Source organism: Buchnera aphidicola (Chaitophorus populicola) (assembly GCF_964058995.1).
Lineage (GTDB): Bacteria > Pseudomonadota > Gammaproteobacteria > Enterobacterales > Enterobacteriaceae > Buchnera_J > Buchnera_J aphidicola_BO.
Window position 1 is genome coordinate 248874 of sequence record NZ_OZ060382.1, and the last position, 25658, is coordinate 274531.

General features: G+C 20.9%; 19 protein-coding genes and 1 pseudogene. 12 read left to right on the forward strand and 8 right to left on the reverse strand.

Going from position 1 to position 25658, the window contains the following annotated elements; all coding sequences use genetic code 11:
• Nucleotides 1-200: 200 nt before the first annotated feature.
• Nucleotides 201-1196: a type I glyceraldehyde-3-phosphate dehydrogenase gene (gene gap, locus AB4W57_RS01110; RefSeq protein WP_367677327.1), complete on the forward strand. Its 996-nt coding sequence runs from the start codon at nucleotides 201-203 to the stop codon at nucleotides 1194-1196.
• 83 nt (nucleotides 1197-1279) lie between these two features.
• On the opposite strand, the gene fldA is transcribed toward gap, so the two are convergent.
• On the reverse strand, nucleotides 1280-1786 hold the full coding sequence (gene fldA, locus AB4W57_RS01115; RefSeq protein ID WP_367677328.1) for a flavodoxin FldA: 507 nt from the start codon (nucleotides 1784-1786) through the stop codon (nucleotides 1280-1282).
• A gap of 189 nt (nucleotides 1787-1975) precedes the next feature.
• Between fldA and AB4W57_RS01120 the strand changes: the two genes are divergently transcribed.
• The 6 genes from AB4W57_RS01120 to pfkA all read left to right on the forward strand — a co-directional run bounded on the left by AB4W57_RS01120 (nucleotide 1976) and on the right by pfkA (nucleotide 10125).
• Nucleotides 1976-3391 carry a deoxyribodipyrimidine photo-lyase gene (locus AB4W57_RS01120; RefSeq protein ID WP_367677329.1) on the forward strand — a complete coding sequence of 472 codons (1416 nt, stop codon included), beginning with the start codon at nucleotides 1976-1978 and terminating at the stop codon, nucleotides 3389-3391.
• Nucleotides 3392-3395: 4 nt separating this feature from the next.
• The gene (locus AB4W57_RS01125; protein WP_367677330.1) at nucleotides 3396-4142 is read left to right on the forward strand and encodes a Nif3-like dinuclear metal center hexameric protein; all 747 of its coding nucleotides are present in this window, start codon (nucleotides 3396-3398) and stop codon (nucleotides 4140-4142) included.
• 52 nt (nucleotides 4143-4194) lie between these two features.
• Nucleotides 4195-6978 (forward strand): 2-oxoglutarate dehydrogenase E1 component, encoded by a 2784-nt coding sequence (locus AB4W57_RS01130; RefSeq protein WP_367677331.1) that lies wholly within the window; start codon nucleotides 4195-4197, stop codon nucleotides 6976-6978.
• 14 nt (nucleotides 6979-6992) lie between these two features.
• Nucleotides 6993-8132 (forward strand): dihydrolipoyllysine-residue succinyltransferase, encoded by a 1140-nt coding sequence (sucB, locus tag AB4W57_RS01135; RefSeq protein WP_367677332.1) that lies wholly within the window; start codon nucleotides 6993-6995, stop codon nucleotides 8130-8132.
• A 253-nt stretch (nucleotides 8133-8385) separates the two neighbouring features.
• The gene (gene gpmA / locus AB4W57_RS01140) at nucleotides 8386-9081 is read left to right on the forward strand and encodes a 2,3-diphosphoglycerate-dependent phosphoglycerate mutase (protein WP_367677333.1); all 696 of its coding nucleotides are present in this window, start codon (nucleotides 8386-8388) and stop codon (nucleotides 9079-9081) included.
• 81 nt (nucleotides 9082-9162) lie between these two features.
• Nucleotides 9163-10125 (forward strand): 6-phosphofructokinase, encoded by a 963-nt coding sequence (gene pfkA, locus AB4W57_RS01145; protein ID WP_367677334.1) that lies wholly within the window; start codon nucleotides 9163-9165, stop codon nucleotides 10123-10125.
• A 32-nt stretch (nucleotides 10126-10157) separates the two neighbouring features.
• Here pfkA and tpiA read toward each other — a convergent pair whose 3' ends face one another.
• The 6 genes and pseudogenes from tpiA to serS all read right to left on the reverse strand — a co-directional run bounded on the left by tpiA (nucleotide 10158) and on the right by serS (nucleotide 17393).
• Nucleotides 10158-10925 (reverse strand): triose-phosphate isomerase, encoded by a 768-nt coding sequence (tpiA, locus tag AB4W57_RS01150; protein ID WP_367677335.1) that lies wholly within the window; start codon nucleotides 10923-10925, stop codon nucleotides 10158-10160.
• A gap of 216 nt (nucleotides 10926-11141) precedes the next feature.
• Nucleotides 11142-12719: pseudogene (gene rpsA / locus AB4W57_RS01155) on the reverse strand (30S ribosomal protein S1); the annotation flags it as partial.
• A gap of 100 nt (nucleotides 12720-12819) precedes the next feature.
• A complete protein-coding gene (cmk, locus tag AB4W57_RS01160; protein ID WP_367677336.1) occupies nucleotides 12820-13497 on the reverse strand; it encodes a (d)CMP kinase in 678 nt (225 codons plus the stop codon).
• Between the two features lie 27 nt (nucleotides 13498-13524).
• Nucleotides 13525-14835 carry a 3-phosphoshikimate 1-carboxyvinyltransferase gene (gene aroA / locus AB4W57_RS01165; protein WP_367677337.1) on the reverse strand — a complete coding sequence of 437 codons (1311 nt, stop codon included), beginning with the start codon at nucleotides 14833-14835 and terminating at the stop codon, nucleotides 13525-13527.
• 70 nt (nucleotides 14836-14905) lie between these two features.
• Entirely contained in the window at nucleotides 14906-15994 is a 1089-nt protein-coding gene (gene serC, locus AB4W57_RS01170) for a 3-phosphoserine/phosphohydroxythreonine transaminase (protein WP_367677338.1), read from the reverse strand.
• A gap of 109 nt (nucleotides 15995-16103) precedes the next feature.
• Nucleotides 16104-17393, reverse strand: a complete 1290-nt coding sequence (gene serS, locus AB4W57_RS01175; RefSeq protein ID WP_367677339.1) for a serine--tRNA ligase — start codon at nucleotides 17391-17393, stop codon at nucleotides 16104-16106.
• Nucleotides 17394-17584: 191 nt separating this feature from the next.
• Here serS and trxB point away from each other — a divergent pair, with 191 nt between their 5' ends.
• The 3 genes from trxB to aspS all read left to right on the forward strand — a co-directional run bounded on the left by trxB (nucleotide 17585) and on the right by aspS (nucleotide 20796).
• Complete coding sequence (gene trxB / locus AB4W57_RS01180; protein ID WP_367677340.1) at nucleotides 17585-18535, forward strand: thioredoxin-disulfide reductase; 951 nt, start codon at nucleotides 17585-17587, stop codon at nucleotides 18533-18535.
• Nucleotides 18536-18638: 103 nt separating this feature from the next.
• A complete protein-coding gene (infA, locus tag AB4W57_RS01185) occupies nucleotides 18639-18857 on the forward strand; it encodes a translation initiation factor IF-1 (RefSeq protein WP_367677341.1) in 219 nt (72 codons plus the stop codon).
• Nucleotides 18858-19050: 193 nt separating this feature from the next.
• Nucleotides 19051-20796: an aspartate--tRNA ligase gene (aspS, locus tag AB4W57_RS01190; protein ID WP_367677342.1), complete on the forward strand. Its 1746-nt coding sequence runs from the start codon at nucleotides 19051-19053 to the stop codon at nucleotides 20794-20796.
• 406 nt (nucleotides 20797-21202) lie between these two features.
• On the opposite strand, the gene pyk is transcribed toward aspS, so the two are convergent.
• On the reverse strand, nucleotides 21203-22648 hold the full coding sequence (pyk, locus tag AB4W57_RS01195; RefSeq protein WP_367677343.1) for a pyruvate kinase: 1446 nt from the start codon (nucleotides 22646-22648) through the stop codon (nucleotides 21203-21205).
• Nucleotides 22649-22965: 317 nt separating this feature from the next.
• On the opposite strand from pyk, the gene zwf reads away from it, so the two are divergent.
• Nucleotides 22966-24438, forward strand: coding sequence for a glucose-6-phosphate dehydrogenase (gene zwf, locus AB4W57_RS01200; RefSeq protein ID WP_367677344.1), 1473 nt, complete (start codon nucleotides 22966-22968; stop codon nucleotides 24436-24438).
• Between the two features lie 291 nt (nucleotides 24439-24729).
• Nucleotides 24730-25611: a protease HtpX gene (gene htpX / locus AB4W57_RS01205; RefSeq protein ID WP_367677345.1), complete on the forward strand. Its 882-nt coding sequence runs from the start codon at nucleotides 24730-24732 to the stop codon at nucleotides 25609-25611.
• The last annotated feature ends 47 nt before the right edge of the window (nucleotides 25612-25658 follow it).

Here is a 25658-nt window from a genome sequence, read left to right on the forward strand (position 1 = left end):
AAATGATATTTAAAATTATATTTTTTGAAAATTTTAACATATAAAAAATTTTATTTATTATGAAAATAATATGTTAAAATTAAAAAAAATAAAATATATTATAATATATTTTTTTTAAAACAGTATAAAAATTATATTTTATAATATCAAGAAAAATAAATTAATTATAAAATTTTTCGTTTTTTAATTATGAGAATAATATGACAATTAGAGTAGGAATTAATGGTTTTGGTAGAATAGGAAGAATAGTGTTTCGTCTTGCGCAAGAAAGAAGTGATATTGAAATAGTTGCTATAAATGATTTATTAGATGCTAAATATATTGCTTACATGTTAAAATATGATTCTACACATGGGAATTTTAAAAAATCAATACAAGTAAAAGAAAATTCTATCATTGTAAATAATAAAATTATTCAAATTACTTCTGAAAGAGATCCAGAAAAATTAATATGGGGTAAACTATCTGTAGATACAGTAATAGAATCTACTGGATTTTTTTTAACTCAAGATACTGCTCAAAAACATCTACTTTCTGGGGCAAATAAAGTAGTAATTACAGGACCTTCTAAAGACAATACTCCAATGTTCGTAAAAGGAGTAAATTTTGATTCTTATAAAGGCGAAAAAATTGTTTCTAATGCATCTTGTACTACTAATTGTTTAGCACCTCTAGCTAAAATTATACATAAAGAGTTTTCTATTGTAGAAGGATTAATGACAACTATTCATGCAACGACATCTACACAGAAAACTGTAGATGGAGTATCATTAAAAGATTGGAGAGGAGGTAGAGGATCGTTACAAAATATTATTCCTTCTTCAACAGGAGCAGCTGCAGCTGTAGGAAAAGTTTTACCTGAATTAAATAATAAACTTACAGGTATTGCATTTCGTGTACCTACACCAAATGTTTCTGTAGTAGATTTAACATGCAAATATAAAAATTCTGCAAGTTATAATGAAATTTGTGAAGTTATTAAAAAATATTCTATGAATGAAATGAAAGGAATTATAGGATATACAGAAGATAGTGTAGTATCGACTGATTTTAATGGTTCTACTTTAACATCTATTTTCGATGCTACAGCAGGATTATCTTTAAATAAAAATTTTGTTAAGTTAATTTCTTGGTATGATAATGAAGTAGGTTATTCTAGTAAAGTTTTAGATCTTGTAAAATTAATTTCTATATAAAATTATTTTAAAATTTTTTAATAGGTATATATTTATTTTATATATACCTAATTTAATTTATTTATTAAATAATTTAAATAAAATTATTGTGTATTTAAAATTTTTTTTAACCATTTTTTTATTCTTATTTTTGTTAGTTTAGGTTGTCTATCTTCATCAATAACTAATCCTAAGAAATATTTTTCGTTTAATAAAGCTTTAGAAGATTCAAAAGAATAATTTTTAGATGGCCATTTTCCTATTACTTTAGCTTCATTTGATATTACAATATCATATATTTCTTTCATTCCATCACAAAAATATTCTCCATAATCTTCTTGATCTCCACATCCAAAAATTGCAATTTTTTTGTTTTTAAAATTAATTTTTTTTAATATTGGAATAAAATCATCCCAATCACATTGTACTTCTCCATAATACCAAGTTGGAATACCAAGAATTAAAAAATTATATTTTAAAAAATCTTTTATATTAGCTTTAGATATATCATGTAAAACAGCTTTGTTTTTACCTATATATTTGCAAATCATTTTAGAAACTTTTTCTGTATTTCCAGTATCAGTTCCGAAAAAAATTCCAATTTTTTTCATTTTTTTAAAATCCTTATATTTTTTATTTAATAACTATATTTAATAAATTTTGTTTAATTTTATTATAAACTACTCAAATAGAATATAAATACATATCTATATACAATATTTTTAATATAAAAAATATAAATAATAAAGTTAATTTTATAAATTTATTAATTTTAAAATTAATTTATAAACAGGTATTTTATGACAAATTTAGTATGGTTAAAAAATGATTTAAGAATTCATGATAATCATGCTTTATATAATGCATGTAAAAATAAAAAAAAAATAATTACAATATTTATATTGACTTCTAAAATATGGAAAAAAAGAAAATTTCATACACAATTTAGCTTTTTACATAAACGATTATTTTTTTTACAGCAAGAATTATTAAATTTAAATATTTCTTTTATATATAAAAAGTTAAAAAATTTACAAGAATCTATGAAATATCTCTTATTTATATGTAAAAAATATCAAATTACTTCTATTTTTTATAATCATCAGTATAAATTTCATAATGAAAAAGAAGATATTTATATTACAAATTTTTTTAAAATTCATAAAATAAAAATAAAAATTTTTCATGATAATATTTTAATTAATCCTAATTTAATAAAAAATAATTTAGGCAAAACGTATAGAGTTTTTAGTTTTTTTAAAAAAAAAATTTTAAAAATTTTAAAAAATAAAAAAAAATTTCCTATATTAAAATTAAAAATTTTTAATACATCTAATCTTTTTTTTAAAAAAAAAACATTAAAATTAGATAATCAATTAAAAAAATTTAACAAAAAAAGATTTCCTTATAAAGATAATGATATTTTAAAAAAAATAAAATTATTTTTTAAAAAAAAATTTTTTAATTATTTTAAAAATAAAGATTTTCCATATTTAAATAATACAAGTCAATTTTCTGTATATTTTTCTTTAGGCGTAATATCTATAAGAGAGTTTTTTAACTATATATTATTATATAGTAATAAAAATCATGTAAATTATTTTAGTTTTTTAGATAAAATATTATGGAGAGAATTTTTTAAACATTTATTTTTTACATTTTCTATTTCATCAAATAATACATTTTTAAAAAATTGGGAACAAAAAATTAAATGGAAAAATAATAATTTTTATTTTCAAGCATGGAAAAATGGATGTACTGGATTCCCTATAATTGATGCAGGTATGAGGCAATTAAATAAATTAGGTTGGATGCATAATCGATTAAGAATGATTACTGCAAATTTTTTAGTAAAAAATTTACTAATTAATTGGAGATTAGGAGCAAGATATTTTATGATTAATTTAATTGATTTTGATCATGCTTTGAATAATGGAAATTGGACATGGGTAGCATCTATAGGTGTAGATTCTGTGCCTTATATACGTACTTTTAATCCTTATCTTCAATCCAAAAAATTTGATCCTAAAGGATTATTTATTAAAAAATATGTGAAAGAATTAAAAAATGTTCCAGAAAAATATATACATAATCCACATCTGTGGTTAAAAAAAAAAAAATTGACTAAAAAATATCCAAATCCAATTATAAATTATCAAAAAAATAAAAATATTTTTATTAAACAAGTACAAAAAATATTATATAAAAAAAAGTAAATATATGAAAAATAAAATTTTAGAAAAAATTATTAATAAAAAATTAAATTCTAAATCATTTAGCGATGTTACTTATAATGGTTTACAAATTGAAGGTTGTAAAAAAATAAAAAAAATTATTACTGGAGTAACAGCTTGTCAAATTTTATTAGACATATCTATAAAATATCAAGCACAAGCTGTTATAGTACATCATGGATATTTTTGGAAGAATGATCCAAGACATATTTATGGATTTACAAGAAAACGTTTAAAAACAATTTTATCGAATAATATTAATTTATATAGTTGGCATTTACCTTTAGATGCTCATTTAAAATTAGGAAATAATGCTTATATACAAAAATCTTTAGACATTCATAGAAAGAATATTATTACACCATATTTATGGTCTGGAAATTTTAAAAAAAAAATTAGCGGAAAAAAATTATTTAAAAAAATTATTTCTATTTTTAAAAGCAAACCTATATATATTAATGGAAATAAAAATAAAAAAATTTCTAGCGTAGCTTGGTGTAGTGGTAAGGGACAACATTTTATTTTAGAAGTTATAAAATATAAAATTGATTGTTTTATAACTGGTGAAATTTCTGAAGAGACTACACATTATGCACGTGAATCAAATATACATTTTTTTTCTGTTGGACATCATGCTACAGAAACTGGAGGTATAAAATTGTTAAGTAATTGGTTATCTCAAAAGTATCCAAATCTAGATATAAAATTTATTAATGTAGAAAACCCAGCTTAAAATTTAATATAAACACTTTTATTATATTTAATAAAATTTAAAAGAGCTACTAATGAGTAAAAAAAAAATAAATAAAATTAAGGAATTATGGATTAATTCTATAAATCAAGAATATTTAGAAAATATTTATAACAAATATTTAAAAAATAAAAATTCTATAGATAAATTATGGAAAAAAAAATTTCAAAAATTAAATTTTTATTTTTATAATCAAAATATTAATTATAAAAAAGAAAATAATAATAAATACGAAGTCATAAAACATAAAATATATAAAAATTATACGTTAAGCTCGAAAAAAATTTTACAAATACTTCATTTTTTTAGAAAGAAAGGTTACAAATATTCTAATATTAATCCTTTAGAAAACTTAAAATATATAAATAAAATTAATCAAATCAATGATGCTTTTTTTGATATACCTTCAAAAGATTTATATAAAAAAGTAGTTTTAAAATTTAATAAAAATAAAACACAGAATTTTCCTGATTTTTTCTCTTTTTTATCTTGGATGAAAAATAAATATTGTAGTACTATAGGTTTTGAATTTAATCATCTTAGTATAAAAAAAGAGAGATTATGGTGTCAAAATTACATTGAAAAAAAATGGACCAAAAACTTTTTAAATAAAAATAAAAAGTTAGATATATTAAATGCAATTATTTATGCGGAAACTTTTGAAAATTATATTAATTCAAAATATCCAGGTTACAAGAGATTTTCTTTAGAAGGTAATGATTCTTTAATTCCTATGTTATATGAAACTATTGTATTTTCTATTAAAAAAAAAATTAAAAATTTATATATAGGAATGGCTCATAGAGGTAGATTAAATGTATTAATTAATATTTTAGGAAAACCAACTAAAAAATTATTTCAAGAATTCTCTGGAGATCTTTCAAATTCTATACATACAGGAGATGTTAAATATCATCTTGGTTTTTATACAAAAGTAAGTACAAAATATGGATCAGCATTTTTAAATTTAGAATATAATCCTTCACATTTAGAAATTATTAATCCAGTAATAATGGGAATTTCTAGATCTTGTATAGATTCTTCACAATCTTTAAAAAAAAATCAATTATTATCTATAATGATTCATGGTGATGCTGCTTTTACTGGGCAAGGAATTACACAAGAAACATTAAATATGTCTCAAACTCCAGGATATACTGTAGGTGGTTCTCTTCATATTATTATTAATAATCAAATTGGTTTTACTACATCTGATATTAGTCATATACGATCTAGTAAATATTCTACAGATGTTTCTAAAATGATTGAATCTCCAATTTTTCATGTAAATTCAGATGACCCAGAAGCTGCGATTTTTGCTATTCAAATGGCTATAAAATATAAAATAAAATTCAAAAAAGATGTTTTTATTGATTTAATTGGTTATAGACGATATGGTCATAACGAATCAGATGAGCCGAATGTTACGCAACCATTAATGTATCAAAAAATAAAATCTCATTCAACTATAAGAAGAATATATTCTAAAAAATTAATTAAAGAAGATATAATTAAAAAAGATGATTTTTTAAAAATCATATCCAATTATATAAAACAATTAGATAACCAATTAACTATTATTCCAAATTATGATTCTTTACAATTTAAATTACATTCTCACCATAAAAAAATAAAAAATATATCTTTTGATTTACATAAAAAAAAATTTTCAAAAAATAAATTATTAAAATTATTTAAAACTATTAATATTTTACCAAAAAAAATTCATGCGCATCCTTTAGTAAAAAAAATTTATATGAATAGAATAAATATGATGCAAGAAGAAAATAATATTGATTGGGGTGCTGCAGAAAATTTAGCTTATGCATATTTATTAAGTATAGGAGTATCTTGTCGTATTTCAGGAGAAGATGTAATACGTGGAACATTTTTTCATCGCCATGCAAAAATATATGATCAAAAAACTAATAATGTTTATACTCCTTTAAAAAAAATTTTAAATGGAAAATTTTTTATTTGGAATTCTGTTTTATCTGAAGAAGCTGTTTTAGCTTTTGAATACGGATATAGTTTAAGAAATCGAAAGACTTTAAATATTTGGGAAGCACAATTTGGAGATTTTGCAAATGTTGCTCAAGTAGTTATTGATCAGTTTATTACTTCTAGTAAAGAAAAATGGAATCAAAGTTCTGGTATAGTTATGTTTTTACCTCATGGATATGAAGGTCAAGGTCCAGAACATTCTTCTGCTCGAATTGAAAGATATTTACAATTATGTGCAAAGAGGAATATTAAAGTTTGTATACCTACTACAGCTGCTCAAATATTTCATTTATTATGTCTACATGTATTTAAAGGAATGAAAAATCCTTTAATTATTTTTTCTCCTAAATCATTATTAAGAAATCCTTTATCTAAATCTTCATTTAAAGAATTATATTTAGGGCGATTTAAAAAAGTTATATATGAAAATAATTTATTTAATCAAAAAAAAATTAATAAAATTATTTTTTGTTCTGGAAAAATATATTATGAATTGTTAGAGATGTATAATAAATGTCAAAAAACAAATATTCTTTGCATTAAAATAGAACAATTATATCCTTTTCCAAAAAAAAATATATTAAAAATTTTTCAAGATTATTTTTATGTAAAAAATATTTTTTGGTGTCAAGAAGAACCTAAAAATCAAGGTGCTTGGAATTATATTAAAAATATTTTTGATGAAGAAATGTTTGTTAATAATATATCTATTAAATATATTGGAAGAGCTTCTTCAGCTTCTTCTGCTACTGGAAATATACATATACATCAAAAAGAACAATTAAAAATTATTAATTCTATATTTAAGGTATAATATAAAAGGATAATATGAAAGATAAAATAAAAATTTTAGCACCTGAATTTCCTGAATCTGTACATACAGCTAAAATAATTAAATGGCATAAAAAAATTGGTGATTATATTTATAGAGATGATGTATTAGTAGATTTAGAAACAGATAAAATTATGATCGAAGTACCTTCTTCAGAAACAGGAAAATTAGTTTCTATTATTAAAGATACTGGATCTTTAGTACGTTCTCATGAAATATTATGTTATATACAAAAAAAAAATAAAATAAATAAGAAAACAAATTTTAAAAATATACAAGAAAAATTATCTCCTTCATTAAGAAGAAAACAAAAACTTTTAGATTCTAAAAACATATTTAATTTAAGAGAAGAAATAGAAATTTCAAAGGAAAAAGAAATAAAACATAGAGATTTAAATTTAAAAAATTATGATTATGATAAGCATAAAAATATTAAAATTAAAAAAATTATTCCTATATCTCCATTACGTAAAAGAATTTCTGAAAAATTACTAGATACTCAAAGAAATACAGCGATGTTAACTACTTTTAATGAAGTTAATATGTCTGAAATTATTAAAATTAGAAAAGATTTTGGAGAAATATTTAAAAAAAAAAATAATGTTAAGTTAGGATTTATGTCTTTTTTTGTGAAATCTGTTGTATCAGCATTAAAAAAATATCCTATTATTAATGCTATTATTGATAAAGATAAAATTATTTTTTATGATGATTATAATATAAATATAGCTATATCTACTGATCGTGGATTAATAGCTCCTGTTATATTTCATGCAAATAAAATGAGTATGAAAGATATAGAAAAAAAAATTAAATATTATTCAGATCAAGGTAAAAATAATAAAATTACTATACAAGAATTAAACGGCGGTACATTCACAATAACAAATGGAGGAGTATTTGGATCTTTGATGTCTACTCCTATTATTAATTCACCACAATCCGCTATATTAGGAATGCATACTATTCAGAACCGAGTAATTGTAACAAAAAAAAACAAAATAAAAATTTCTCCTATGATGTATATATCTTTGTCTTATGATCATAGATTAATAGATGGAAAAGATGCTATTGGATTTTTAAATCATATTAAAAATATTTTAGAAAATTTTATTCAAATTACTTTAGATATTTAGTTTTATTAAATTCTTTCATAGAAATTCATATTTAAATATAGTAAAATATCATTAGTTATATTATTAATATATTGAATTTAATTTAACTAATTTCGTTTAATATAATTCTTTATCATAAGTTTTTTAAAGAATTATATTATTAAATAAACATAAATAGATTAAATTTATTAATTTAATTTATTTTTAAATATATTTTTTGAACACGTAATTTTTTTATATCGTTTAAAATTTAATTTTTTAATAAGGAATTTATATGACGTTTCAAGTAGTTTTTTTAAGACATGGTGAAAGTGAATGGAATCAATCAAATAGATTTACTGGTTGGTATGATTCTTCTTTAACAAAAAATGGAATTAAAGAAGCAAAACAAGCAGGTGTTTTATTAAAAAAAAATAAATTTTCTTTTGATATTGCTTATACATCTGTCTTAAAAAGAGCTATTTATACTTTATGGAGTATATTAAAAGAAATAAATCAACCATGGTTAAAAGTACATAAAACATGGAGATTAAACGAAAGACATTATGGAGAATTGCAAGGTTTTAACAAAGAAAGTGTAATTGAAACATATGGTAAAAAAAAAATTATAGATTGGAGAAGAAGTTTTAAAGCTATTCCACCAAAAATGAAAACTCTTACAAATAAATTTTCTGGATATGATCAAAGATATTCTAATATGAAAGAACAAGATATTCCTTATACAGAAAGCTTAAAATTAACTTTAAAAAGAGTATTACCGTATTGGAATAATATTATTATTCCTCAAATGAAAAACAAAAAAAAAATAATTGTAGTTGCTCATGGAAATTCGTTACGAGCTTTGTTTACTCTTTTAGATAATATACATGATAAAGATGTACCAGATTTAAATATTCCAACAGGCAAACCAATTATATATGAATTTAATAAAAATTGTGAACCAATTAGATATTATTATTTACAAAAATAATTTAAGTAACATAATATATTATATAAAAAATTTATATAAATTTAATAATATATTTTAAATATAATACATTAAAGGAATTATATGATTAAAAAAATAGCAGTTCTAACTAGTGGAGGAGATTCTCCTGGCATGAATGCTGTTATTAGAAGCATAGTTCGAATTGCTTATAATAAAAAAATTAAAGTTATAGGAATTTTAAACGGTTATTTGGGATTATGTAAAAATGATATGATTAAATTAAATCAATCTAGCGTATCTAATATTTTAAATAGAGGAGGAACTATTCTTGGAACAGCTCGTTATATAGAATTTAATCAAAGAAAAAACAGAGAAATTGCAATTAATAATATGAAAAAAAAAGGTATTCATGCATTAATTGTAATTGGAGGAAATGGAACATATGCTGGTGCATATGAGTTATTTAAAATGAATTTTCCATGTATAGGTATACCAGGAACAATAGATAATGATATTTATGGAACAGATTATACTATTGGATATAATACTGCTCTAGAAACAGTAGTTCAAGCAATTGATAAAATTCGAGATACGTCTTCTTCACATCAAAGAATTTCTATTATTGAAATTATGGGAAGAAATTGTGGAGATTTAACTTTATTCTCTGCAATTGCTGGAGGTTGTGAATTTATAGTTATTCCAGAAATTAAATATAATGAACAAAAATTAATTCAAAATATTCGTAAAAATATTAAATTAGGAAAAAAAAATGCAATTATTGCTATAACTGAAAAAATTTGTAATGTAAAAAAATTAGCAGAAAAAATTGAAAATAAAACTCAAAAAGAAACTAGAGCAACTATTCTTGGTCATATACAAAGAGGAGGATCGCCTGTATCTTTTGATAGAATTTTAGCTTTTCAAATGAGTTTATTTGCTATTGAATTACTATTAAAAAAAAAATTTGGACAATGTATAGGAATTAAAAATAATAAACTTATTCATTATAATTTAAATTTTTGTACTCAATTTAAACATACTCGACTAAAAAAAAAATTAATAAAATTAATATCTAATTTGTATTAATTTAAATTTTTAGTTTAATTAAAAATTAATAATTATTTATAATATTTAGAAGAAATATTAATAATTTTTAAAAAATTTTCATAATTTAATGATCCTGATCCAATTAATACTCCATCTACGTTTTTTTGATAGATAATTTCTTTAATATTTTCAGTAGATACAGAACCTCCATATTGCATATAAAATTTTATATCAGTATTATCACTTTTATAAATTATATAATTTTTTATAAATTTTAAAATTTTATTTATTAAAATTGGAGACGCATTTTTTCCAGTTCCAATAGCCCATATAGGTTCATAAGCAATTAAAGTATTATTAAATGCGTCTTTTCCGCATAACAAAAATATTTCATCAATTTGTTTTTTTAAAATATTTTCTGTTAGTCCTGTTTTTTTTTCGTTTTTAGTTTCTCCAATACATAATATTGGAATTAAATTATTTACTTTCGCGCAATAAAATTTTTTTGCTACTAAATAGTTAGTTTCTGAATGATATTTTCTTCTTTCAGAATGACCTAATATTACATATTTTGCTCCAATATCTTGGATCATATAAGTAGATATTTCTCCAGTAAAAGCTCCTTGATAATTATAATCAATATTTTGAACAGCAAACGATAATTTTTTATTATGAATAAATTTTTGCATGTATTCGATATATACAATTGGAGGAGATATAATTATTGTATGACGTTTATAAAAATTTGTATTATCGGAATTTATTTTTTTAATAAATTCTTTAACTAAAATTTTATTTCCATTTAATTTCCAATTTGCGATAATTATAGGTTTATGCATACATTTCTCTTTAATTTTAAAAAAAAAATGATTATATTGTAAAATTTTTATTTAATTTATAGTATTTTAAAATATTTTAAATAAATTAATACTTTTAGTACTATAAATTTTAAAAAAATAATTTTAGCAATTTTATTCTATATTAGTATGTTATATAAACTTGTTTATGATAATATAGAATAAATATTTTTATTCTTCTTTGATATTTTCTTTATTTAATAAATCATACTTTAAAAAAGATAAATAAATTAATTTATTTTTATAATCTATATCATAAATTAAAAATTCTAAAATTTTATTCTTTTTTAAAGTAGAGATTTTTTTATTTATATCAATCATTTGAGTATCTGAAAAAATTATTACACCAGTAACGTTTTTTTTTAAATCAATAATAGCTTTTTCTTTTGATTCAATAGAATTTAATTTTCCAGTTACAATAGAATTTTTTTTATTTTTTTGTATATATTGACTAAATGAATCTTTTTTAAGATGTTTAATTCCTAATGATATTCTTTCTCTTTCTGCATCTACTTGTAAAACCACTGCAGAAATTTTTTCTCCTTTTTTATATTTTTTAACAGCTTCTTCCCCTGGAATTTTCCAATCTATATCAGATAAATGAACTAAACCATCAATACCATCTTGTAATCCTATAAATATTCCAAAATCTGTAATAGATTTTATTTTTCCATCTACTTTTGTTCCTTTTTTGTTTAATTTATAAAATTTTTTCCAAGGATTTAATGTGCATTGTTTCAATCCTAAAGAAATACGTCTTCTTTCTTCATCAATATCTAAAACCATTACTTCTATCATATCATTTAATTTTACAACTTTAGAAGGATGTATATTTTTATTAGTCCAATTCATTTCAGAAACATGTACTAATCCTTCAATTCCTTCTTCAATTTCTACAAAACATCCATAATCTGTTAAATTAGTAACTCGTCCAGAAATTTTAGATTTTTCTGGATATCTTTTTGCAATTAAATACCAAGGATCTTCTTCTAATTGTTTTAAACCTAATGAAACTCTTGTTTTATCTTTATCAAATTTTAATATTTTAACTAAAATTTCTTCTCCAATATTTACTATTTCACTAGGATGTTTTACTCTTTTCCAAGCCATATCTGTAATATGTAATAATCCATCTACTCCACCTAAATCGATAAAAGCACCGTAATCTGTTAAATTTTTTACAATTCCTTTTAATTTTAATCCTTCTTCAAGTCTATTTAATAATTGATCACGTTCAGCACTATTTTCAGATTCAATGACAGCTTTTCTAGAAACTACTACATTATTTCTTTTACGATCTATTTTAATAACTTTAAATTCTAATTTTTTTCCTTCTAAATGTGATGTTTCTCGAATTGGTCTAATATCTACTAAAGATCCTGGTAAAAAAGCTCTAATATCTTTTAACTCTACAGTAAAACCTCCTTTTACTTTTCCATTAATTATTCCTTCAATAGTAGTAGAATTTTCATAAATTTTTTCTAAATTTAACCATGATTGATATCTTTTTGCTTTTTCACGTGACAAAATAGTCATTCCAAAACCATCTTCTACTGTATCTAAAGCTACTTTAACCACATCACCTATTTTAACCTCTATATCTCCAGTTTCACTTTTAAATTGTTCAATAGGTATATGAGATTCTGATTTCAATCCAGAATCTATGATAACGTTTTCTTTATTAATAGAAATAACAGTTCCTGAAATAATTGATCCTGGTTTAGTATTATTTAGTTTTAATGAATCTTGAAATAATTGAAAAAATGATTCTTTCATATGAAATATCTTTGTATTAAATGTTAATAAACTTTTTAAAAATCAATATTAAAAAAGTTTTTGAAATTACTTTAACTATTTCCATGTTAAAGAGTGTGTATTAAATATTTTCTAATTTTTGATAAATATACATCATAGATGTTTCTATAGTTTTTTTTATATTCATTTTAGTAGAATTAATAATTATAGCATCTTTTGCTGGTTTTAAAGGACAAAGTATACGATTTTTATCTCTATAATCACGTTTTTTCATTTCTTTATATAAAATATTTAAATCAATTTTAAATCCTCTATTTGTTAAATCTATAAAACGTCTTTTTAATCTTTCTTGAAAAGTAGTTTTTAAAAATATTTTTAAAACAGCCTCAGGAAACACAATTGTTCCCATATCTCTTCCGTTAGTAATTAATCCTGGATATTTTTTATATGATCTTTGTTTATATAAAAGCCATTCTCGTATATATGATAAAACAGCAATTTTAGAAGCCATTATAGAAATATTTTGAGAATGTATTTTATTTGAAATATCAATGTTATTAAAAAATATTTTTAATTTATCATTAATTACTTTAAAATCAAATTTTAAAGAATTTAATTTAGAAATTATTTGTTTATTTAGAGATAAATTATATTTAATAATATAAAATGCAATAATTCTATACATATAACCTGATTCTAGAATATTCCATTTTAATTTTTTTGATATAGCATATGTTAAAGTACTTTTACCAACACCACTAGGTCCATCAATAGTAATTACAGGGATAATTTTTGTCATATATTTTATTATATTAATATTTTTTTATTAATTAATAATTTTTTGTTTTTTAGAATTATATTTACATATAGAAAAAAATTTTGAAAAATAATCAGGAAAAGTCTTATTAATACATTTAGGATTTAAAATAATTGCTGGTTTTCCAGATAAAGACAATAAAGAAAAACACATTGCCATACGATGATCATTATATGTACTAATTTCTGTTGAAGAAATTTTTTTTGGAGGAATAATGCTTAAATAATCTCTTCCTTCTTTAATAATTGCACCAACTTTTTTTAATTCTGTAGACATAGCAAATAAACGATCTGTTTCTTTTACTCTCCAATTGTAAATATTTCTAATAATAGTTTTTCCTTTAGCAAATAAAGCTGTAATAGCTATTGTCATAGCAGCATCTGGAATATCATTTAAATCCATATCAATAGCATATAATTTATTTTTAGAACATTGAATATAGTCCTTACCTAAAATAATTTTTGCACCCATTTTTTTTAACACAGAAGCAAACTTTATATCTCCTTGTATACTATTTTTACCAATTCCTAATATATTTACTGTACCTCCTTTAATTGCAGCAGCAGATAAAAAATAAGAAGCAGATGAAGCATCACTTTCTATAAAATATTTTTTTGGAGAAATATAATTTTGATTGCTAATAATAAAAAATTCTTTGTAATTATTATTAATAATTTCTATTCCAAAAATTTTCATCATATTTATAGTAATATCAATATATGGTTTAGATACTAAATGATCTTTAATAAAAATTCTTGTATTTTTTTTTGATATTGGAGAAACTAATAATAAACCAGTCAAAAATTGACTAGAAATACTTCCATTTACAGTAATGTTTCCACCTTGAAATCCACCTTGAATACAAATTGGTATACATTTTTTTTTTTTTAAATATTTAAATTTAGCTTGACCTTGTTCTAATGCATCTACTAAATGTTTAATAGGTCTTTCCTGCATTCTTTGATCACCAGTAATAATAATATTATTTTTTTTAATAGATAATACAGATAATAAAGATCGTACAGCAGTACCTGCATTTCCTAAAAATAGAGTAATATTTTTATTTATAGGAAATTTTTGTCCTTGACCATAAATTTTGCAAGAAGTTTTTTTCTTAGAAAGAATGCATCTAACACCTAATAATTTTAAAGCGTTTAACATGTATTTCACATCATCACTATACAATATATTTTTTAAATGAGTAACGCCATCAGACATCGCAGAAAGTAGTAAAGCACGATTTGTAATACTTTTTGAACCAGGAAGATATATATCGCCTTCTATTTTTATAGGAGGATAAACAATCATTTTTTCTGTCATATTATAATAACCATATAATTTTTATTACATAAAATAAATATTTATACATATATCTTAAAATATTTAATAATTATTCACTATATTTTTTTTTAAAATATAACATAAATTTAATTAATTTTTTTACTCCATCTAAAGGCATAGCGTTATATATAGATGCACGAATACCTCCAGCTATTTTATGATTTTTTAAAGCATATAAATTATTTAATTGAGCTTCTTTTATAAATAAATTATTTAATAATTCATTTTTTAATTTAAAAACTACATTCATATGTGATCTATTTTTTTTGCTTATAGAATTTTTATAAAAATTACTAGAATCAATGACTTGATATAATAATTTAGATTTTTCTATATTTATTTCCTCTATTTTTTTAATTCCGCCAATTTTTTTTAACCATTGAAAAACTAAACTTGATAAATACCATGAAAAATTTGTTGGAGTATTAAATAATGAATCATGATTGTATATCACATTATAGTCTAATATAGATGGAATTAAATTTTTTGATTTTTGTAATAAAATTTTTTTTATAATAATAATTGTAATACCTGATGTACCAATATTTTTTTGTGCACTAGCATATATTAATGAATATTTTTTAATGTCAATAACACGTGATAACAATGTAGATGAAAAATCTCCAATTATATGTTTATTTTTTAAAACAGGTTCTTCATAAATTGCTATACCTTCAATAGTTTCATTTGGACAATAATGTACATAGTCTGAATTTAAACTAATATTCCATTTTTGACAAGGTATAACATATTTAATGTTATTAACTTTCTGAATAACATTAATTATATTAGTTTGACAATATTTTTTAGATTCTTCAGCTGCTTTTGTAGACCAATAACCACTACAAACATAATCAACTTGACTATTTTTTTTAGTTAAATTCATAGGAACAGCAGAAAATTGACCTCTTGCTCCACCATGACAAAATAATATTTCATAATTATATGGTATATTTAATAACTCTCTTAAATCGTTTTTAGAGTCTTTAATTAATTTTAAAAATTCTTCACTTCTGTGGCTAATTTCTAAAACAGAAGATCCTAAGTTACACCAATTTCTAAAATCTCTATGTGCTTTTTCCATTACTGAAATTGGTAACATAGATGGTCCGGCACTAAAATTATAAATATATTTCATTTTTTTCCATTTTAAGTTAAATTTATATTTAAATAAAATATATAAAAATTATTTACGTTTACTTAATAAAAATCTTACATTAAAGTAATTATATATTATAAAGATTTTATTAAATAAATTTTAATCCATTCATATATTTTTTACGCAGTATTTTTGGTATTTTTATTTTTCCGTCATGTAATTGATAATTTTCAAGTATAGCTGCTAATGTCCGTCCTATAGCTAATCCAGAACCATTTAATGTATGAACAGAAATATATTTGTTTTTTTTAACACTAAAATAACGTGATTTCATACGTTGAGATTGAAAATCTAGCATATTAGAACATGAAGATATTTCAATATATGATTTTTGTGAAGGAAACCATACTTCTAAATCATATGTTTTAGCAGATGAAAAATTTGTTTCACCTGAACACAAAAGAACTTTTCTATAAGGTAATTTTAATAATTTTAAAATTTTTTCTGCATGCAATGTAATTTTTTCTAATGTTTTACTAGACTTTCGTGGATGAGTAATTTGTACTAGTTCTACTTTATCAAATTGATGTAATCTAATTAAACCTTGAAAATCACGACCATAAGAAGTTGATTCTGATCTAAAACATGGAGTATTTGCTACGAACATATAAGGTAATTTAGATTTTTTTAAAATTTTATTTTGTACTAAATTAGTTAGCGATACTTCAGCCGTAGGAATTAAAAATTGTTTGTTTATTTTATTTTCTTTATTTGATTGAATATTAAATAAATCAGAATAAAATTTAGGTAATTGCCCGGTACCATATAAGCAATTTTGATTAACAATATATGGAACATATATTTCTTGATATTTATGTTCATTAATATGTACATCTAGCATAAATTGTCCTAAAATTCTATATAATTTAGCAATTATTCCTTTCATAATAAGAAAATTTGATCCTGAAATTTTTGCAGAAGCTTTAAAATCAAAACCATTTATTTTACTTCCTAATTCTACATGATTTTTTATTAAAAAATTTTTTTCTTTAATATTTCCCCAAGTATATATAATTTTGTTATCATTTTCACTTTTTCCTAAAGGAACATCTTTTAATATAATATTAGGTATAGATATAGAAATATTATAAATTTTATTTTGTATAATTTTAAATTTATTTTTATAATTATGTAGTTTTTTACTTAAAATAATATTTTTTTTTATAAAAATTTTTTGCTCTTTTTTTGAAGTTTTTATATTACCAATACTTTTAGAATTATTTTTTTGAATTGATCTTAATTTTTCTATTTTAATTTGTATATTTTTTCTTTTATTTTCTAATTTTCTAAATTCTTTAACATCTAAAAAGAAACCTTTATTTAATAAATTTAATGCAATTTTTTTTGTATTTTTTCTTAAAAATTTTGGATTAATCATTGAATTTTACTCATAAAATATATTCTTTACATAATTAATTATCGTAATAATAATTATATATAATATAAAAATTTTTTTTAAAATATATTTTTTTAAAAAGTATAGACATAATTTTTTATATAAATTTTAATGATTATATTATACTATAACTTATATCGATCCACATAAATAGATCATAAAATATTAAATTTATGAATAAAAAAAAAATACATAGTAAAATAATTATATTAGGATCTGGTCCAGCTGGATATACAGCCGGGATATATTCTGCACGAGCTAATTTAAATCCTATGATTATTACCGGGAATATACCTGGAGGGCAATTAATGCAAACTAATATGATTGAAAATTGGCCTGGAGACTATAATACTTTAAAAGGTTTAGATTTTATTCAAAGATTAAAAAAACATGCTTTAAAATTTAATACTCGTATTATAAATGACCATATTAATTCTGTAAATTTCGATTCTAGACCATTTAATTTATTTAGTAATAATAATCATTATACAGCTGATGCAGTTATAATATCTACAGGAGCTTTATCTAGACGTTTAAATATTAATTCTGAATCTTTATTTTTTGGAAAAGGAATATCTACTTGTGCTATATGTGATGGATTTTTTTATAAAAACAAAACTATATCTGTCGTTGGAGGAGGAAATACAGCTTTAGAAGAATCTTTATATCTTTCTAATATTGTAAAAAAAATACATTTAATACATCGCAAGGAATATTTTACTGCAGAAAAAATATTAATTAAAAAAATTATGAAAAAAATTTATAAAAAAAAAATAATTTTTCATAAATGCTTTAAAGTAATAAAATTTTTAGGTAATACAAAATTATCAAGTATAAGAATTAAATCTAATTTAAATAAAAAAATTAAGAATATTAACGTTTCTGGAGTATTTATAGCTATTGGAAATGATCCGAATACAAAAATATTTAAAAATATAATAAATATGAAAAATGGATATATTGTCATACAGAAACATTCTAAAAAATATTTATCTCAAACAAATATTCCAGGAGTGTTCGCAGCAGGAGATGTTGTCTATAATTCATATAGACAAGCTATCACTGCAGCTTCTAGTGGATGTATCGCTGCTTTAGATGCTGAAAAATATTTAGAATCATTATAAAACATTTAAGTTTATAATAATGTCTAGAATTTAAAAAAAAAATAATGTACTATAAAATAGTATTTAAATAAAAAAATTTAAATGTATAAGAGATTTTTTAATTATGATTAAAGAAAAAAATATTGAAATGCAAGGGACGGTTATAGATACATTACCTAACACTATGTTTCGTGTACAATTAGAAAATAAACATATAATTTTAGCACATATCTCAGGAAAAATGAGAAAAAATTATATTAGAATTTTAACAGGAGATAAGGTTACAGTAGAGCTTACTCCATATGATTTAACAAAAGGTAGAATAACATTTAGAAGCAGGTGATATAAAATATTTTTAATTATATAATTAATATAATTTTAATATAAACTAAAATATTTATTAATTTTAATCAATATTTTTTCATTTTTCTTATATACATTTTAAAATTAATAAATTTTTATTTTTATATCACATATTTTCATAATCTTTATTAATAAAAATTTTTTATATTTTTTGAAAAATATATTAGGATAAAATGCGTACTAATTATTGTGGAGAAATTAATTCAAAATATCTCTCTAAGACAGTTAAAATATGTGGATGGGTACATAAAACTAGAAATATCGGGAAAATTATTTTTGTTGATATGCGAGATAGAGAAGGAATTATTCAAGTAATTTTTTCTTCTAAAAAAAAAGAAATATTCCAAAAAGCAAAAAATTTAAAACTAGAATTCTGTATACAAGTTTATGGAATAGTTAAAGAAAGAAATATAAATAATATAAATTTAAATATTTATACTGGAAAAATAGAAATTTTTGCATATAAATTAAAAATTTTAAATACATCTCAAGAATTACCATTAGATTTTAATAATTATAGTTCAATAAAAAATCGATTGAAACATCGTTATTTAGAAATTAGACGATCAAATATTATTCAAAATCTTAAAACAAGACATTTAATTATAAAATATATTTCAAATTTTTTAGATAATAAAAAATTTATAAATATTGAAACTCCTTTTTTAACTAAATCTACTCCAGAAGGTGCGCGTGATTATATAGTACCTAGTCGATTAAATTTAGGAAAATTTTATGCTTTACCTCAATCTCCTCAATTATTTAAACAAATGCTTATGATTGCAGGAATAGATAGATATTATCAAGTTGTAAAATGTTTTCGAGATGAAGATTTAAGATCTAATAGACAGCCAGAATTTACTCAAATTGATATAGAAACATCATTTATGAAAAGTCATAAATTATGTCAAATTATGGAAAAAATGATTATAAATTTATGGTTAAAGATCAAAAATATTAAATTAAAAAATATAAAAAAAATTTCTTTTCATGATTCTATAAAACGTTTTGGTACAGATAAACCAGATTTAAGAAATTATTTAGAAATTATTGATGTTAATGATCTATTTATATACACATTAATTTTTAAAAATGTAAATCATAAATCTATGCGTACAGTTACTTTAAAAATCCCAAATGGAATAAATTTAACATATAAAAAAATTAATTCCTATATAAATATATTAAAAAAAAATTATATTAAAAGTTTTTTTATGATGATTATTAAAGATTTTAAATTAAAACAAATTTATACTAATTTCTCTATATTAAATAAATTCAATATTAAGCTAGAAACAGAAATAATAAATAGAAATCAAGGAAAAGAAGGAGATATATTATTATTTGTGCATGGATCTAAAAAATTGATTAATAAAATATTAGGTAAAATAAGAAATATTATAGGTCAAGATTGTAATACAATAAATAAAAATAAATGGTCTGTAGTGTGGATTACAAATTTTCCTATGTTTAAAAAAAATTCAGATAAAACTTTGTCTTGTGTACACCATCCTTTTACTGCTCCAGAAAATTTAGATGTACAAAATTTACTGCAAAATCCTATAAATGCTTGTTCACAATCATATGATATGGTTATAAATGGAGAGGAAATAGGTGGAGGATCTGTACGCATTCATGATATAAAACTACAAAAAACAATTTTTAATATTATAGGTTTAAATAAAATTACTCAAAAGAAAAAATTTGGTTTTTTTTTAAATGCATTAAAATATGGAACTCCACCACATGCTGGTATTGCTTTTGGGTTAGATCGAATTACTATGTTATTAACAGACAGTAAAAACATTAGTGATGTTATTGCGTTTCCAAAAACTACATCAGGAAAATGTTTAACTACACAAGCACCTCAATCTATAAATACAAATTTTTTAAATGAGTTAGGAATAAAAATTAAATAAAATGTAAATATTTTTAATAATTTAACTATAATAATATTTTTATTCATATTTAAATATTTTTAAATAAATATATATTTTTAAAAATATCAATATTAGTTAATAAAAATATATTAAATAAACGAAATATATATTTAAAAAAGTTAAATTTTAAAATTAATAAAATAATTAAGAATATCAAATAAAATTAACTAAAATATATTTATTTAAAACAGTATATTCATATATATAAAATACTTAAAAAATATTTTTAAAAAATATATTATTAATTATTATTTTATTTACAAAATATTTATTAAAAGTTATTAATTAATAAAAAATTTATTAGATTATTTTTTAAATTTATTTATTTTTAAATAATCTATTTATAATTATATAAATATTTTTTAAAAAAAATATATTAATAACATTAAAAATTTACTTTTAATATTCTACTTGTATTCGTATTTCCAGTAATTCCTTTAATATCTCCTTGAGTAATTATTACTATATCATTTAATTGTAAATATTTTTTATTATATAATAACTTCACTGCTTCTTGAGACGCTAATAATCCTTCTTCTTGAGTTTCAAAAAATAAAGGAGTCACTCCTCGATATAAAGATACTAAATTTAATGTTTTTTGATTTCTAGATAAAGCGAAAATAGGTAATCCAGAACTAATTCTAGAAGTAATTAAAGCTGTTTTTCCTGATTCTGTTAAAGTAATAATTGCTTTTACACCTTTTAAATGGTTTGCAGAATACATAGCAGACATAGCAATGATTTCTTCAATGCTATCAAAAGAAATATTAATACGATGTCTAGAAATATTCATACTAGGTACTTTTTCAGCTCCTTGACATACTTTTGACATTGATATAACTGTTTCTACAGGATTATTTCCAGAAGCAGTTTCAGAGGATAACATAACAGCATCACTTCCATCTAAAACAGCATTTGCAACATCCATAACTTCTGCTCTTGTTGGTATTAGATTAAAAACCATAGATTCCATCATCTGAGTAGCTGTAATTACTACTCGATTTAATCTACGAGCTGTTCTAATAAGTTTTTTTTGCATACCAGCTAATTCTGGATCTCCAATTTCAATTCCTAAATCACCTCTAGCTACCATAATTGCATCTGAAGCTAATATCATTTCTTCAATAATTTGATCATTTTTTACAGCTTCTGCTCTTTCTATTTTAGCTATAATCTTTGCTTTACTTCCAGCTCGATTCATAAGAATTCTAGCATTTTTCAAATCTCTAGCGGATTTAGGAAAAGAAATAGCTAAATAATCTACTCCAATTTTAGCTGCAGTTAAAATATCTCTTTTATCTTTATTAGTTATAGAACCTGCATTTAATCCGCCTCCTAATTTATTTATTCCTTTATTATTAGTCAATATTCCACCAATTAATACTTGTGTAAAAATTTTTAATTTATATACTTGTAATACAATTAATTGAATTTTACCATCATCTAATAATAAAATATCTTGTACACAAATATCATTTGGTAAATTTCTATAATTAAAACCTACTTTTTTTTCATTTCCTAGTTTTTTTTTATATAAATAATCTAATAAAAACAAATCTCCTTTTTTTAAAAATATTTGATTATTTAAAAAATTTGAAATTCTAATTTTAGGGCCTTGTAAATCACCTAAAATTGCAATATTACTACCGGTTTCTTGAATTACTTTTCTAGCTTTTTGAATTCTAATTTTATGTTCTTCTTGCGTGCCATGCGAAAAATTTAATCTTAGCACATTAGCTCCAGATATAATAATTTTTTTTAAAATTTTTTTAGAATCTGTAGAAGGTCCAAGTGTAACAACAATTTTAGTTCGTCTAATTTTATTTAACATTTATAATATACTCCTTGATATTTTGATATTATTTTTAATTGTTTTAATTTTTTATAAAATTTAAATTTCTTTATATTTATAATACTTGATAAATTTAATATTTGAAGAAATAATTTATATAAAAACTATCATTTAATATATTAATATTAATTTTAATATATAAATTTATTTATTTTAAGATAAATTCTATATTTTTTTAAAATAATACTTAATTAAAAAAGTTTTATTAAAAATAAACTATATATATAATAGAAAATATAATTTAATTTAAACAAATATTATTTTAATACTTGTATTTTTTAGGAAATCAAAATTTAATGAATTATGATCAAAAAATTCTAGCATATGATTTAATTATTTTTGGAGCAAAAGGTGATTTATCTAAAAGAAAACTTTTACCTGCTTTATATCAATTAGAAAAATCATGTAAATTACATAAAAATACACGAATTATTGGCGTGGGAAGAGCAAATTGGGATAAAAAAAAATATAGACAAATAGTAAAAATAGATATTATAAATTTTTCTAATGAAAAAATAAATTTAGATATTTGGAATAAATTTTCTAAAAAATTATTATTTTGTAATATTGATGTAAATAATACATCTAGTTTTATTAAATTACAAAAAATTATTAATCAAGATAGAAAAATTTTAATAAATTATTTTGCAATGCCTCAACATACATTTCAAGCTTTATGCAAAGGTTTAAAGAAATTTAAATTAAATTTAAGTAAAGATCGAGTAATTTTAGAGAAGCCTCTTGGGAATTCTTTAAAAAGTTCTAAAAAAATTAATATTCAAATTAGTAAACTTTTCAAAGAAAACAAAATTTTTAGAATTGATCATTATTTAGGGAAAGAAACAATTTTAAATCTTTTATCTTTAAAGTTTTCTAATTCTATTTTTTTTACAAATTGGAGTAACAAAACTATAGATCATATACAAATTACTATTTCTGAAGAGGTAGGAATAGAAGGTAGATTAAGTTATTTTGAAGAAACAGGTCAAATGCGAGATATGGTTCAAAATCATTTATTACAAATTTTATCAATTATCGCTATGTCTCCTCCAATTAATTTAAAATCAAATAATATTAGAAACGAAAAATTAAAAATTTTAAAATCATTACGAACTATAGATATAAAAAATATTAATACACATACTATACGTGGACAATATAAATCAGGTGTTTTAAATAATATAACAGTTCCTTCTTATATAGAAGAAATTGGAATAAAAAAATATAGTAATACTGAAACTTTTGTTGCTATAAAAGTAAATATTGACAATTGGAAATGGTATGGAGTACCGTTTTATCTTAGAACTGGTAAAAGATTACAAAAAAAATATTCTGAAATCGTGATTTATTTTAAACCAGTAACTATGAATTTATTTTCTAAATATTCACATAATTTACCTTTAAATAAAATAATTATAAGATTACAACCTAATGAAGGAATTGATATTTTTATTACAAATAAAATTCCAGGATTAGATTCAAAATATATGTTAAAAGAAATAAAATTAAATTTTGATTATAAAAAAACTTTTAAAAATTTACGAATATGTGATGCTTATGAAAGATTACTATTAGATAGTTTTTTAGGACTTCAATCTTTATTTGTAAGTAGAGATGAAATAGAAGTATCTTGGAAATGGGTAGATTCTATTATTCATGCTTGGAAAAGTTCTAAATCTAAATTAGAATTTTATAAAGCAGGTACTTTAGGACCTCAATCTTCAGATTACTTATTAAAAAAAGATGGAAAATATTGGAATAATTTATAATTAAATAATAAAATTTTTTAAAATTTGTTATAGACTTCTTTTAAAGAATTTTGTTATATTTAAATATAGATTAAAATTTATTCTAATATTATATATTTTATATAAAAATTTTTTAAAAATATTAATATAAAAAATTTTTAATATAAAAATATTTTTATAACTTTAGAATTATAAACAAAATATATACAATAAAAATTCTTTTAGTAATTTTTAGACACTAAATAATAATATTTATAAAATAAATATTTTATATTTAGTACAAAAAGAATTTTTTTAAAAAAAGGAAAAAATATGATTCGATTGTTATTATTTGTAGTAACTAACTTATCTGTAATAAGTTTATTATGTATAATAGCGTTTTTTACTGGAATACAAACAAATAATATAATATATCTAATTATTTCAGGATTTTTATTCGGTTTTGGTGGAGCTTTTATATCACTTTTATTATCTAAAAAAATTGCTTTATTTTCGATTGGATCAAATATTATTAGAAATCCTCAAAATAAATCTGAAATATGGTTATTAAAAGTTTTAAAAAAACAATCAATTCAATTAAATATAAAAACTCCTGATTTAACTATATATCATTCACATAGTATTAACGCATTTGCTACAGGACCTAGAAAAGATTCTTCTTTAATTGCTATTTCTACAGGCTTATTAAATAAGATGAATAAAAATGAAATAAAAGCAGTTATCGCTCATGAAATGACTCATATAGCAAATGGAGATATGATTACGATGACTTTAATACAAGGCGTTGTAAATACATTTGTAATCTTTTTATCTCGTGGAATAGCGTACTTATTATCTAATTTAGGACCAAATAATAATTCTTCAGAATCTATATTACAAAAAACTGGAGCTGCATATTTAATTTTAACAATTTTTTTAGAAATTATTTTTGGAACTATTGCAAGCTTTATTACAATGTGGTTTTCAAGAAGACGTGAGTTTTATGCTGATGCAGGATCTGCTAAAATAGTTGGTGTAAAAAATATGATTGCAGCTTTAGAAAAAATGCAATATAATCCATGTTCTTTAGAAATTCCTAAAACTCTATCAACATTTTGTATTAATGGACAAAAAAATTCTATTGTAAGTTTATTTATGTCTCATCCTCCATTACATGTTAGAATTCAAGCTTTATATAATAGAACTTATATGTAATTTATATTTAAAATAAAAATAATTTATTTTATAATAATGAAAAACGT